Origin of the sequence: Mesorhizobium sp. M0848 (genome assembly GCF_040319805.1) — a bacterium.
Classification (GTDB): Bacteria; Pseudomonadota; Alphaproteobacteria; order Rhizobiales; family Rhizobiaceae; genus Mesorhizobium.
The window spans coordinates 41,896-54,812 of record NZ_JAMYOM010000001.1; the positions used below are offsets into that span (position 1 = coordinate 41,896).

Genomic DNA, 12,917 nt, shown 5'->3' on the forward strand with positions numbered 1-12,917 from the left:
GGGAAGATGCATCCTCACCCGACCTGCTTTCCTCGCCTCCCTTTAACGGCGGCGGCGCTCCTCGCCTCCAGCACCCTCTCCACCTGCCGCTTCAGCTCGTCCTTGATATCCACCGTCTCGTTCATCAAGGCGTCGATCTTCAGGAAGTCGAGGACGCGGTATCTCGAGACTGCCGGGCGGACCAGGATGTCGGGGCGGCATTGCTTCAGCTTGTTGGCGATGATCGACTGCATCATCAGCTGCGTGGCGCCGAACATCAGGTCGACGGAGGTCGGCTGCTTGCGGTCGGCTTCTTCCGGCGCGCCGACCACGTCGACGCCGATAATGATGTCGGCATCGTTTTCGATCAGGTCGAACGGCACCGGGTTGTAGATGCCGCCATCGATCAGCAGCCTGCCGTCGCGCATCACCGGGCGGAACACGGCGGGGATTGCCGCCGACGCCGCCAGCGCCGAGTGCAGTTCGCCGTCATCGAAGACAGCGAGCTTGTGGCCGAAATAGTCGGTCGCCGTCACCTTGAGCGGGATTTTCAGCTCGGCGAAGGTTTCGGGAATGGCCTCGGGCAGAAAGGCTTTCAGGATGCGCTCGACGTTGAACTGGCTGACGCGGACCTGCATGGCTTCGGCGATGGTGCCCGGCCGCGCCCGCCACATGCGGCTCGCCACCTCGGCGCGGCGGCCAAGAATCGAGCGGGCGTAGTCGTGGATCTCCTTGCCGGTCATGCCGGCGGCCATACCGGCGCCCATGATGGCGCCGATCGACGAGCCGGCAATCGCCACCGGCTTGATGCCCAGCTCGTCCAGCGCCTCGATGACATGGATATGCGCCAGCCCGCGCGCGCCGCCGCCGCCGAAGGCGATGCCGAAGGTCGGGCTCATCCCTTGCCGGCTCCGGCCAGTTTCGGCCCGATCACCATGATGGTCGGCTCGGCGGTCAGCAGCTTCTTCGCCGCCGCCTTGACCTGGTCGAGCGTCACCGCGTTGATGTAGCCGGCGCGGCGCTGCATGTAGTCGATACCGAGATCGTCGAGTTGCAGTTCGACCAGCGTCGAGGCGATGGCGCTGGACGAGTCCAGATTGTTGATGGCGTAGGCGCCGATCATGTATTTCTTGGTCGCCGCCAGCTCCGCTTCGGTCGGGCCTTCTTCGGCCAGTCGCTTGACCACGTCACGGACGATGCCCAGCGTCTCGGCCGCGCGGTCGGAGCGGGTGCCGGTGCTGACGATCAGCGCGCTGGCGTGGTCCTGGTTGATCAGCGAGGAGTTGACGCTGTAGGCCAGCCCGCGCTTCTCGCGCACTTCCTGGAACAGGCGTGAGGTGAAGGTGCCGCCGCCAAGGATCTCGTTCATCAGCACGGCGGGGAAGAAATCCGCCGCCTTGCGCTTCACGCCGGGAAAAGCGAGCTGCAGGGAGGTCTGCGGCAGGTCGTAGTCAACCTCGATATGCTGCGCCAGCTTCGGGTCGATATCGGCCACCGGCCTCAGCGCCTGGTTTTGCGGCAGGTCGCCGAACACCATGTCGAGCTTCTTCTTCAGCGTCTCCGCGTCGATGGCGCCGACCACTGCGACACGCAGGCCGCCGCGCGCGAACACCGCTTTGTGCAGGGCTTTGAGATCATCCGGCGTGATGGTGGCGATGCTTTCCTTGGTGCCCTGGTCGGAGCGGGAATAGGGATGATCGCCATAGAGGGCACGCGCCCATTTGTTCTGCGCCACCGTGTCGGGATCATTCTCGCCGGCGATGATGCCGGACAGGATCTGGGAGCGAATGCGGTCGATCGGCAGCTGGTCGAAGCGCGGCTCGTTGACCGCCAGCCGCAACAGGTCGAACGCCTGGTCACGCTGCTCGGCCAGCATGCGCATGGAGCCGTAGATGCCGTCGCGGCTCTCGTCGAAGCTCATTTCGGCGCCGGCATCGTCGAGCTTGATCTGGAAGTCTTCACTGTCGAGCGGGCCGGCGCCTTCGTCGAACAGGCCGGTCATCAGGTTGGCCAGCCCTTCCTTGCCGACCGGATCCTGCGTCGAGCCGCCGCCGAAGACGAAGCGGATGGCGACGACCGGCACGGAATAGTCCTCGACCAGCCAGGCGGTGATGCCCTTCGGCGAGGTGACGGACTGGATCTCCATGGCCCGCGCGGTGAGTGCCGGCAGGATGAGGAAGAGGACGGAGAGGAAGAGGGTGGTGAGGGGTGCGCGTACCGCGTTCGTGCTCATCAAATCAATTCCCCGCCTGTTGCTGCGGCAAGAGATAGCCGGTGGTCGACCGGGCGAGCACTAGGTAGCGCGCGGCGACGGCCTTGACCTCATCTGTCGTGACCTTGCGGATGCGGTCCGTCCATTGCTGGACGTCCTGCACATTGCCGCCGGTGGCCAGCGTCGACCCGTAGATGTTGGCCATGGAATCCTGCTTGTCGCGGGCAAAAATCATCGACCTGACATAGCGGTCCTTGGCCTTCTCCAGCTCCGATGGCGTGACGCCATCCTTGACGATGCGCACCACTTCGGCATCGACCGCCGCTTCGATGTCGGAAATCTTGGCATCGCCGCGCGGCGCGCCATAGACGGTGAAGTTGGTGTCGTCGAGCATGGTGCCCTGGAAAAAGGCGCCGGCGCTGGATGCGATACCTTGCTGGACGACGAGCGCCTGGTAGAGCCGGCTGCGATTGCCGCCGCCAAGGATCTCCGCCAAGAGGTCGAGCGCTTCCGCCTCGCCCGGCTTGCCGGTGTGATAGGACGGCACCACCCATTGGGTGGAAAAGCTCGGCACGCTGACGCGGGCATCGGCGAGCGTCACCGTGCGCTTGGTGTTCTGCTCCGGCTCGACCGGACGAATGCGCGGCGGCAGATCGGGGCCGCGCGCCACCTTGCCATAGGTCTTTTCGGCCAGCGCCCGCACCGTGTCCGGTTCGACATCGCCGGCGACGATCAGCACCGCGTTGTTGGGCCGGTAATATTTGTCATAGAAGGCGACAGCGTCGGCGCGGTTCAGCTGCTGCATCTCCTGCATCCAACCGATGACCGGGATGCGATAGGGCTGGTTCTGCCACAGCGTCGCATCGACTTCCTCGTCCAGCACGGCCTCGGGGCTGTTGTCGATGCGCGAGCGGCGCTCCTCGAGGATGACATCGCGCTCGGTCTTGATCACATCGTCGGTGAGAATGAGATTGCGCATGCGATCGGCCTCGAAGCTCATCATCAGTTCGAGCGCCGACGCCGCCACCGTTTCGTGGAAGGCGGTGTAGTCGTAAGAGGTGAAGGCGTTGTTGGAGCCGCCGATATCGGAGATGGCGCGGTCGAACTCGCCGGCCGCATGGTTGGTCGTCGCCTTGAACATCAGATGTTCGAAGAAATGCGCAATGCCGGATTTGCCGGGCGGCTCGTCGGCGCTGCCGATCTTGTACCAGACCATGTGGGTGACGATCGGCGCACGGTGGTCGGGAATGACGACCACCTCCATGCCGTTGTCGAGCAGGAAATCCGTGACCTTGAACTCGGCCGGAACCGTGTTGGGCAAGACGGGGCTCTCGGCCAGCACCGGGCTGGTCATGACAAAAGCCAAAGAGGTCGCCAACAGCGTTCCGCGCAGCCATTCAATCCTGGATGTCATCGATGGCTCCGGTTTCGTAGAGCGGTTCATCGTTTCACGGAAACGTTGAACCGCTCCATCTCTTTGTCTTGTCGCAATTCCGGGCGGAAAACCGCTTCACACTTTTCCTGGAATTGCTTTGGCGGACGATAGGCAAGGTGCTGGCGACAAGCAAAGTGAATTGTTGGTCATGTTGCCGGCAAAGGCGGCGGCAAAGAGGCCGGCCCATGGATGCACGGCCAAGGATACGAGGCGTATCAGGCCGCCTCGATAAAGCGGATGACGGTCTCGCCATAGTTGCGCTCGTCCAGCACGGAAAAGCCGGGGCCCGGCTCGAACGGCGCCACTGCCGCCTCTTCGACCACGCACAGCGCGCCGGGGCGAAGCCAGCCGCCGGCTTTCGCCGACTGCAAGGCGCGCTCGCCAAGACCCTTGCCATAGGGCGGGTCGGCAAAGACGAGGCCGAACGGCGCCAGCGTGCCCGCTTCGCCAAGGCCGGTGGCATCGCGGCGGAAGATCTTGGTGCGGCCGGTCAGGCCGAAGGCCTCGACATTGTCGCGGATCAGGCCACGGCCTTCGGCCGATTCCTCGATGAAGACGCCATAGGAGGCACCGCGCGACAGCGCCTCAAGCCCCAGCGCACCGGTGCCGGCGAACAGGTCGAGCACGCGCGCACCGTCCAACTGCGCGGCAAAGCGATGCGCCAGCACGTTGAAGACCGCCTCGCGGGTGCGATCGGTCGTCGGACGGATGGCGCTCGAACGGGGCGTCGCCAGCGGACGCCCGCGAAACTCACCACCGACGATTCTCATCTCGCTTTGGGGCCTCGGGGACCATTGCGCGGACGCTCACCGCCGCCGGCCCCGCCCGGACGTTCGCCTCTCGGCTTGCCGAACGGCTTGGCACCGGCCGGTTTGCCATAGGTCGGCTTGAACGATGCCTTTCGCGCCTTGGCTTCAGCGGCCTTGGCTGCGTCTGCGTCGGCCCTGCCCTTGCCGATCGGCCGCGCGCCCGGTGCCATCCAGACATTGGCCTTGCGCTGGCCGGGCGGCTCGATCGGCCGCTGCTCGCGCTCGGACTTTTTGCCACCACCCCGAGGCTTGTCGCCGAAACCGCCGCGTGGCTTGTCACCGAAGCCACCGCGCGGTTTGTCGCCAAAATTGCCGCGCGGCTTGTCGCCGAAGCTGCGTTCGGGACGCGGGCCGCGTTCGCCAAAACTCTTCTCCGCGCTTCTGTCGGGACTTGTCGACAGTTTGCCCAGAGCCTCGTCGCGGCTGCCTTCGCGGCGTTTGCGGTTCTTGATCAGACCGCCCTCCCCGATCGGGCGGCGCTCACCGTCACGGGTGAATTTCGGCCGCTCCGGCTCCGGCTCGCGAACTTCGGTGCGCCGCACCGGCTTGTTGGAAAACGGCTTGGTGACATCGGCGTCGAAATTGGCGCCGGATTCCTCGACCAGGCGCTCGCCGAGTTGGTCACGCAGCACGCGCCCCTTGATCTCCAGCACATGGCCCTCGGCGAGGTCATCGAGCTGGAACGGCCCGTAGGAGATGCGGATCAGCCGCGTCACGTCGAGGCCGAGCGAACCCAGAATGTTCCTGACTTCGCGGTTCTTGCCCTCGCGCAGACCGATCGTCAGCCAGGCATTGGTGCCTTGCTCACGGTCGAGCGTCGCTTCGATGGCACCGTAGAACACGCCGTCGACGGCAATGCCTTCACGCAGGCCGGCAAGCGCGCTTTCCTCGACCTTGCCGTGGACGCGCACGCGGTAGCGGCGCAGCCAGCCGGTGGCCGGCAGTTCGAGCACGCGCGAGAGGCCGCCATCATTGGTGAGCAGCAGCAGGCCTTCGGTGTTGATGTCGAGCCGGCCGATGGTCATCAGCCGCGGCAATTCAGCCGGCAGCACGTCGAAGACGGTCTTGCGGCCCTCGGGATCGCGGTTGGTGGTGACGACGCCGGCCGGCTTGTGGAACAGGAACAGCCGGGTGCGCTCGATCGGCGGGATTTCCATGCCGTCGAGATGGATGATGTCATCAGGCATGACGTTGAAGGCCGGTGAAGTCAGGGCGCGGCCATTGACCTTGACGCGGCCGGCGGCGATCAGCTCCTCGGCATCGCGGCGCGAGGCCAGGCCGGCGCGCGCCAGCCGCTTGGCGATGCGCTCGCCTGCCTCTTCCGCGCCCTCGGCGGGACGCGGGCGTGGCTTGAAGCTGCCACCCGATGCGCCTTGCGGCCGATCGCCAAAGTCGCGCTTGGGGCGGTCGCTGAAATCGCGCTTGGGGCGGTCGGCGAAGTCACGCTTCGGGCGATCGCCGGCGTCGCGCGGCGCGCGGTCACTGAAATCACGCTTGGGACGGTCGAAACGCTTTTCGCCGCCCGCTGCCGCCGCAGCCGGGCGATCGCCACGGGGGGTATAAGGCTTGCGCGGCCCCTCGCGCTTTTCATAGGGCTTGCGCTCGCCTTCGGCGGCCACCGGGCGATCTCCACGGGGCGCATAAGGCTTGCGCGGCCCCTCGCGCTTTTCATAGGGCTTGCGCTCGCCTTCGGCGGCCACCGGGCGATCTCCACGGGGCGCATAAGGCTTGCGCGGCCCCTCGCGCTTTTCATAGGGCTTGCGCTCGCCTTCGGCGGCCATCGGGCGGTCGCCGCGCGGTGCGTAGGGCTTGCGCGGCCCTTCGCGCTTCTCAAAAGGCTTCCCTTCGGGTCGCGGGCCTTTGCTGAAAGGCTTGTCGCCGCCCTTGAAATCGCGCTTCGGCCGCTCGCCATCGGCGGCCATCGGCCGATCGCCACGCGGTGCGTAAGGCTTCTTGGCGCCAAAGGACGGCTTGCCGCCCTTGCCGGCGGCGCCATCACGGCTGCGCGGTCCCGCGGCTTTCGGCCCACTCTTGGCCGGACCCTTCCTGGGTCGGAATTTCTTGTCGTTGTCGTCCATGTGGCCTTTATCCGTTTGCGCTGCTACAGCGTGGCGCATCCTTTCGGGCGCGCAACGAACGCTGTAGCACTTTTGATGTGGCGCATGATCATTTTCGAAAACCGAGTCCCGATTTTCGAGGTCCTGCGCTCCATAACAGGATCACCGTCAGGTGGCGAGGAGATAATCAGAGTGGAAATCGCGTGAAGCGGCCCGATTTCATGGCGCTGGCGCTGAAGGAGGCCGAGGCTGCCGCCTTGCGAGGCGAAGTGCCGGTCGGCGCCGTCATCGCCAATGGCGCTGGTGTTGTCGCCAGCGCCGGCAACCGCACACGCGAACTTGCCGACCCGACCGCGCATGCCGAGATGCTGGTCATCCGCGAAGCTTGCCGCAAACTGTCGGCCGAGCGGCTGACCGGCCATGATCTCTATGTGACGCTGGAACCTTGCGCCATGTGCGCCGGCGCAATTTCCTTCGCCCGGCTGCGCCGGCTTTATTTCGGTGCCGCCGACGACAAGGGCGGCGCGGTGGTCAATGGCGTGCGCTTCTTCGCATCGCCAACCTGCCACCACAGGCCCGACATCTATCCAGGCATGGGCGAGACCGAGGCGGCCTTGTTGCTCAAAGGATTTTTCCGGGAACGGCGCGGCTGAGCCGGGCGCCCTTCGGCAAGAAATAAGAAAGAAGCGGTTTTTACAGGGACGGCATCCAGTCGAACCAGCCGCTGCCCTTCTTGCCTTCCGCCTCTTTCTTGAGACGGCGTTCCTTCTTGTACTCGTCCTCGCCAAGCTCGTTCTGCGGCGCCGTGCCGGCCGCGACACGATACTGCACTGGAGGCTCGCTCAGATATTTGCGGGTGTTCGGATCGCCCTGCTTGCTGTCGGCAAGGCGGCGCTGGATCTCGGCGGCGCGACCCTTGTCGGAATCGGCCGGTGTCCATGCCGGCGGGTGGCTCGAGCCTGATTCCGCCATTGCCCTCTTCACCGAGGCCGGATCGGTCTGCACGTCGTCGACGATCTCCGACTGGTAAGCCGGGTCGTTCTGATGGGCGGTGGCGTCGGCGCGCAGGCGGGCGCGGCGCTGCTCGGGCGATTCGGGCCATTCGGCGCTCGCCGTCTCGATGCTGTCCTGCGGGGCCGGCAGCGCTTCCTTCTGGCCTGGCGCCGGCTTCACAAGCGTCGGACGCGGCTTGTAGTCGATCTGTTCCTTGCGCTTCGGCGCGAATGAAAAGGCACCTGAAATATCGCCGGCCAGCTGTTCGCCGGCGGTCTTGTCGGTGCCGTAGGTCGGAGAGCCCATGCAGCCGGACAAAGCGAGGCCCGACGCGACAAGCGGCGCCAGCAGCGCCAAGCGCGCGTTATATCTCTCGGTCATGCCAAAAAGTCCCACTCTAGACAGCCTCTCGATTGCCGCCGGCCTTGTGGCCGGTCCCCATCGTCCAAGCACTTGCGACGGAAATCCGGCGACAATTTGTCTTCCGGAGTTTCGCGTGTTTACCTCAACCACTCGTTAAGGGCAACGCGCGGGCGGTTTTCGCCCGCCCGGCGTGGCATTTGTGCACCGATCCAGCCGACTAACCGTTAAAGTCGGCCAAGCGTCTTCAATTCATGCAGCACCGCCGCATCCCTAGCCGAAACATCCGGGAATTCCGGATCCTGGCCGACATCGGCGGTGTAGCGCCAGGAGCGTGCACATTTTAACAGGCCACGATCCTCGGCCTTCTCGACCACCACGGCGACACCCTTGACGTCGTCGATCGCGAAGGCACCAGCCGGTGCCTCGCCATGAGCGATGACCAGATCGCTGGTGATCGCCATCTCGGCCATGTCGACATCTGAAATCGCCGCTTCGAGCGCTGCGTCGTTGATTGTGACGACCGGCACCGCTTCCAGCGACGATCCGATCACCTTCTGGGCGCGCGCGATCTCCAGCGCGCCGGTGACGACGCGCCGCACTTGCCGCACCTGGCGCCACTTTTCCGCCAGCGCCTCGTTCTTCCAGTCCGCCGGGATTTGCGGGAACTGGTCGAGATGCACCGAGACGGCGTCGGGATGACGGTCAAGCCAGGCCTCCTCCGTGGTGAAAGGCAGCATCGGCGCCAGCCATTTCACCAGGCAATCGAAGAGATGGCGCACCACCTGCACCGAAGCCTTGCGCTTCAGGCTCGACGGCGCGTCGCAGTAGAGCGCATCCTTGCGGATGTCGAAATAGAACGCCGACAGCTCGACCACCATGAAATCGAGCAGCATGCGGGTGATGCGCTTGAATTCAAAGGCGTCGTAGCCCGAACGCACGACCTCATCGAGCTCGGCCAGCCGGTGCAGCATCAGCCGCTCCAGCTCCGGCATTTTCTCCATCGGCACCTCTTCGCCATCGTCATGGGCAAGCGTACCCAGCATCCAGCGGATGGTGTTGCGCAGCTTGCGGTAGGCGTCGATGTTGGTCTGCAGCACGTTCTTGCCGAGCCGCTGGTCCTCCCAGTAGTCGGTCGTCACCACCCACAGACGCAGTATGTCGGCGCCCGACTGCTTGATGACGTCCTGCGGCACGACGGTGTTGCCGAGCGACTTCGACATCTTGCGGCCATCCTCGTCCATGGTGAAGCCATGGGTGACGACGGTGTCGTAAGGCGCCCTGCCCCTGGTGCCGCAGCTCTCCAGCAGCGACGAATGGAACCAGCCGCGATGCTGGTCGGAGCCTTCGAGATAGACGTCGGCTGGCCATTTCAGGTCAGGACGATCCTCCAGCGTGAAGGCATGCGTCGAGCCCGAATCGAACCAGACGTCGAGGATGTCCATCACCTGCTTCCACTTCGAAGCGTCGTGATTGCCAAGGAAACGCTCCTTGGCATCAGCCGCGAACCAGGCGTCGGCGCCTTCCTGCTCGAAGGCGTCCATGATGCGCTGGTTGACCGCCTCGTCCTTCAGCACATTGCCGTCGGCATCGGCGAACACGGCGATCGGCACGCCCCAGGCGCGCTGGCGCGACAGCACCCAGTCCGGGCGCTCCTCGATCATGGCGCGGATGCGGTTCTGGCCTGCGGCGGGCACGAAGCGGGTGTCGTCGATGGCCTTGAGCGCCCGGCTGCGCAACGTCGAGCCATCGCCGAGGTCCTTGTCCATGTAGACGAACCATTGCGGCGTGTTGCGGAAGATGATCGGTTTCTTGGACCGCCAGGAGTGAGGGTAGCTGTGCTTCAGCCGGCCACGCGCGAACAGCGCGTTGCGTTTGATCAACTCGTCGATGACGGCCTGGTTGGCGTTGCCCTTCTTGCCATTGTCATCGATGACGCGTGCCGGTCCACCCTCGCGGTCGGGGCCGAACCCCGGCGCGTCCTTGGTGAAGAAGCCGCCATCGTCGACGGTGAACGGGATGGCGGGATCGATGCCGCGTGCGCGCAGATCCACCGCCGCGTCCATCCAGGCGTCAAAGTCCTCGCGGCCGTGACCGGGCGCGGTGTGGACGAAGCCGGTGCCGGCATCGTCGGTGACATGGTCGCCGACGAGCATGGGCACATCGAAATGATACCCTCCGTTTAACGCAAAAAACGGATGATCTAACGTTACGTTGGCAAGTTCCTCGCTTGTCACGGTGCGAAGTCGCTTAAAATTCACCTTGGCTTTGGCTGCGCTTTCATCGGCAAGCGCGTCGGCAAAGACCAGCTTCTCACCGGGCTGAGGGCCAAAGTCATTTTCGGCTGCCACGATCTCGTAAAGTCCGTAGGCAATGCGTGGCGAATAGGCTACCGCCCGGTTACCCGGGATCGTCCAAGGCGTTGTCGTCCAGATGACAACTGAAGCATGGGACAAACTGTGCGGCGGCTTTACGACAATTTTCCTGCCAGTTCGCTCACCACCTTCGTCCTCGACGTGTAAAATCGTATCCCCATCAGCAGACTGGATCGGAAACTTCACCCAGATCGTGTCGCTCTCATAGTCGTGGTACTCGATCTCGGCCTCGGCCAGCGCCGTACGCTCGACCACGCTCCACATCACCGGCTTGGAGCCGCGGTAGAGCTGGCCCGACATGGCGAATTTCAAAAGCTCGCCGGCGATCCGCGACTCGGCATGGAAAGCCATCGTCGTATAGGGATTCTCGAAGTCGCCGATGACGCCGAGGCGCTGGAACTCGGCCCCCTGCACCGTGATCCAACCTGCGGCGAACTCACGGCATTCCTTGCGGAATTCGTTGACCGGCACCTCGTCCTTGTTCTTGCCCTTGGCGCGGTACTGCTCCTCGATCTTCCATTCGATCGGCAGGCCGTGACAGTCCCAGCCGGGCACATAGTTCGAGTCGTAACCGCGCATCTGGAACGAGCGGGTGATGACGTCCTTGAGGATCTTGTTCAGCGCATGGCCGATATGGATGTTGCCGTTGGCGTAGGGCGGGCCGTCATGCAGCACGTATTTCGTGCGGCCGGCAGCGCTCTCGCGCAGCTTGCGGTAGAGGTCCATGTCCTGCCAGCGCTTGACCAGCAGCGGCTCCTTCTCCGGCAAGCCGGCACGCATCGGGAAATCCGTCCGCGGCAGGTAAAGCGTCTTGGAATAGTCGATCGTTTCAGTTGTATCGGTCATTGGTCTGCCATGTGCATTGCCCGGCGGCAAAAGAGCTCGGGCGTTGAACTATACTTTTGCGCATGTCGTTTTCCCAAAACCGGGGCCACTTTTGGGCGACATGCCTGATGATCTGGAAAAAGCGCGAGAGGCCGCGCGCAGAATTCCCGGCGGTTCCGGCGACCCTCAGGCCGCCCGGAACACCGGGCCGGTAATTCGTATCGTCAGCACGCGAAGGCGCGAAAAGCTCGTCATTGGTGGGCTTTTAGCGGAGATAGACGCAGGAATAAAGCGTCTCTCGTTCGATTCACCTACATCGTGAAATCGAAGCGGTAGGTGGTCGACACGCCAATCATAAACTGGTTGCGGTCGCCACGCTCCTTGACCAGGCTGGAATCGGCCGCCGGTCCCATCAGGCGCGAATATTCGCCAAACAGGCTGGCAGTCATCGGCTCGGTCACCTTCCAGGTGATAGCGCCGCCGAGGCCGGTCGATTTCAACCCGCCACCGGGATGGTATTCGCTCAAGCCCGAGGCCACCGCTTCCTGCGCGTTGACGCCATAATAGGCGTCGAAATAGTTGCCTGAGGCGAAGGAAACACGCGGTCCTCCCGAAATCCTGACGGTCGGCGTCACGTCGTAAAAGGCGTCGGCGGCGATGTCGGCGACAAAGCCGTTGTGGGCGCGAATGCCGTGGCGCAGCTCGGCGCGGGCGCGCAGCCAGTCCGTCGGATAGAATTCGAAGAAGCCGCCGACTTCGCCGCCCCAGCGCACCGGATCGAGGCCCTTCAGCTCATCGGCGTTGTCATCGTCGCGGGAAAACAGGAACTTGCCGGTCAGGCCGGCGCGGACACCGCCATCATCGACCAGCGCCAGCGAGATGTTGTCGTTGCGCGAGACAAAGCGGGCGGCAGGTCCGGCCTTGCCCAGCGAAATGATCGGCGAGGCGCTGAGCAGGTACTTCTTGCCGCCCTCGAAATTCGGCGCCACCATGCCAGTGGCGCCAACGGTCAGATACCAGTCGCCGGACAGCCAGCTGCCCTCGCCCGCATTGGCAACGCCCGCGCCACCCAGCATCGCAGCGGCCAACACCAGAGAGATTCTTCCGACCGGACTCATGGCCACTCCACTAACACAACACACACGGTTACCGACGACAGCTTTGACGGCCGTTTGGTAAAATTTGATTTAAACCCGAGACATACGCTCGCGCTTTGCCGCGATCCGGCTGCCGGTCATCGACTGGACGTTGGCCCGCGCCCGGATTACCTTCCATTCGCAGTATTCCGCAGCCCTCGATGGAGACCGCGACAATGACCCTGCATGGCGACGCCTTGAAAATCGCGATCGAACAGACACGGACAAAATGGGGATGGTTTGTCGCGCTCGGTGTGCTGCTGCTCATCTTCGGCGGCATTGCCTTTGCCAATCTGTTCGTCGCCACGGTGGCTTCCGTCTACGTCGTGGGATGGCTGATGCTGATGGCGGGCATCATCGAGATCGTGCATGCGTTCGGCGTCAAGACCTGGAGCCGCTTCTTCTACTGGCTGCTCAGCGGACTGCTGTACGCCGTTGCCGGCTTCTTCGCTTTCGGCAATCCGTTGCTTGCCTCGGCGGTGCTGACGTTCCTGCTGGCGATCGCGCTGGTCGCGTCAGGGGTGCTCAGGGCCTGGGTCGGCTACAGCCATCGGCCGGAACGCGGCTGGGGCTGGATCGTCGCCGCCGGTGTCATCAGCGCCCTTGCAGGTCTGATCATCGCCATGGGCTGGCCGTTCAACAGCCTGTGGGTGCTCGGTCTGTTCCTTGCGATCGATCTGATCTTCCAGGGCTGGACCTTTATCGCCGTCGGCCTCGCGCTGAAAAAATAGCCGGG

General features: G+C 64.2%; 10 protein-coding genes. 2 read left to right on the forward strand and 8 right to left on the reverse strand.

From position 1 onward, the window contains the following. Window positions 1-14: 14 nt before the first annotated feature. The 5 genes from NKH95_RS00235 to NKH95_RS00255 all read right to left on the reverse strand — a co-directional run bounded on the left by NKH95_RS00235 (window position 15) and on the right by NKH95_RS00255 (window position 6,513). Window positions 15-878, reverse strand: a complete 864-nt coding sequence (locus NKH95_RS00235; RefSeq protein ID WP_352553913.1) for a patatin-like phospholipase family protein — start codon at window positions 876-878, stop codon at window positions 15-17. Then, on the reverse strand, window positions 875-2,212 hold the full coding sequence (locus NKH95_RS00240; RefSeq protein ID WP_352890513.1) for a M16 family metallopeptidase: 1,338 nt from the start codon (window positions 2,210-2,212) through the stop codon (window positions 875-877). The genes NKH95_RS00235 and NKH95_RS00240 overlap by 4 nt, the downstream gene beginning before the upstream one ends. A gap of 4 nt (window positions 2,213-2,216) precedes the next feature. Continuing rightward, a complete protein-coding gene (locus NKH95_RS00245) occupies window positions 2,217-3,605 on the reverse strand; it encodes a M16 family metallopeptidase (protein WP_352890515.1) in 1,389 nt (462 codons plus the stop codon). Between the two features lie 236 nt (window positions 3,606-3,841). Further along, entirely contained in the window at window positions 3,842-4,396 is a 555-nt protein-coding gene (rsmD, locus tag NKH95_RS00250) for a 16S rRNA (guanine(966)-N(2))-methyltransferase RsmD (RefSeq protein ID WP_127266868.1), read from the reverse strand. Then, a complete protein-coding gene (locus NKH95_RS00255; protein WP_352890518.1) occupies window positions 4,393-6,513 on the reverse strand; it encodes a pseudouridine synthase in 2,121 nt (706 codons plus the stop codon). Before NKH95_RS00255 ends, rsmD begins: the two co-directional genes overlap by 4 nt. 182 nt (window positions 6,514-6,695) lie before the next feature. Between NKH95_RS00255 and NKH95_RS00260 the strand changes: the two genes are divergently transcribed. Further along, on the forward strand, window positions 6,696-7,145 hold the full coding sequence (locus NKH95_RS00260) for a nucleoside deaminase (protein WP_023813544.1): 450 nt from the start codon (window positions 6,696-6,698) through the stop codon (window positions 7,143-7,145). 40 nt (window positions 7,146-7,185) lie between these two features. On the opposite strand, the gene NKH95_RS00265 is transcribed toward NKH95_RS00260, so the two are convergent. The 3 genes from NKH95_RS00265 to NKH95_RS00275 all read right to left on the reverse strand — a co-directional run bounded on the left by NKH95_RS00265 (window position 7,186) and on the right by NKH95_RS00275 (window position 12,163). Beyond that, complete coding sequence (locus NKH95_RS00265; protein ID WP_023813543.1) at window positions 7,186-7,866, reverse strand: hypothetical protein; 681 nt, start codon at window positions 7,864-7,866, stop codon at window positions 7,186-7,188. 206 nt (window positions 7,867-8,072) lie between these two features. Next, window positions 8,073-11,066 carry an isoleucine--tRNA ligase gene (gene ileS, locus NKH95_RS00270; RefSeq protein ID WP_023813542.1) on the reverse strand — a complete coding sequence of 998 codons (2,994 nt, stop codon included), beginning with the start codon at window positions 11,064-11,066 and terminating at the stop codon, window positions 8,073-8,075. A 290-nt stretch (window positions 11,067-11,356) separates the two neighbouring features. Continuing rightward, a complete protein-coding gene (locus NKH95_RS00275; protein WP_023813541.1) occupies window positions 11,357-12,163 on the reverse strand; it encodes a MipA/OmpV family protein in 807 nt (268 codons plus the stop codon). Window positions 12,164-12,357: 194 nt separating this feature from the next. Between NKH95_RS00275 and NKH95_RS00280 the strand changes: the two genes are divergently transcribed. Then, entirely contained in the window at window positions 12,358-12,912 is a 555-nt protein-coding gene (locus NKH95_RS00280) for an HdeD family acid-resistance protein (protein ID WP_352890520.1), read from the forward strand. The last annotated feature ends 5 nt before the right edge of the window (window positions 12,913-12,917 follow it).

Coding starts and splice junctions, on each gene's coding strand:
- NKH95_RS00235 (WP_352553913.1), bottom strand. CDS start 878: ATGAGCCCGACCTTCGGCATCGCCTTCGGCGGCGGCGGCGCGCGCGGG.
- NKH95_RS00240 (WP_352890513.1), bottom strand. CDS start 2,212: ATGAGCACGAACGCGGTACGCGCACCCCTCACCACCCTCTTCCTCTCC.
- NKH95_RS00245 (WP_352890515.1), bottom strand. CDS start 3,605: ATGACATCCAGGATTGAATGGCTGCGCGGAACGCTGTTGGCGACCTCT.
- rsmD (WP_127266868.1), bottom strand. CDS start 4,396: ATGAGAATCGTCGGTGGTGAGTTTCGCGGGCGTCCGCTGGCGACGCCC.
- NKH95_RS00255 (WP_352890518.1), bottom strand. CDS start 6,513: ATGGACGACAACGACAAGAAATTCCGACCCAGGAAGGGTCCGGCCAAG.
- NKH95_RS00265 (WP_023813543.1), bottom strand. CDS start 7,866: ATGACCGAGAGATATAACGCGCGCTTGGCGCTGCTGGCGCCGCTTGTC.
- ileS (WP_023813542.1), bottom strand. CDS start 11,066: ATGACCGATACAACTGAAACGATCGACTATTCCAAGACGCTTTACCTG.
- NKH95_RS00275 (WP_023813541.1), bottom strand. CDS start 12,163: ATGAGTCCGGTCGGAAGAATCTCTCTGGTGTTGGCCGCTGCGATGCTG.
- NKH95_RS00280 (WP_352890520.1), top strand. CDS start 12,358: ATGACCCTGCATGGCGACGCCTTGAAAATCGCGATCGAACAGACACGG.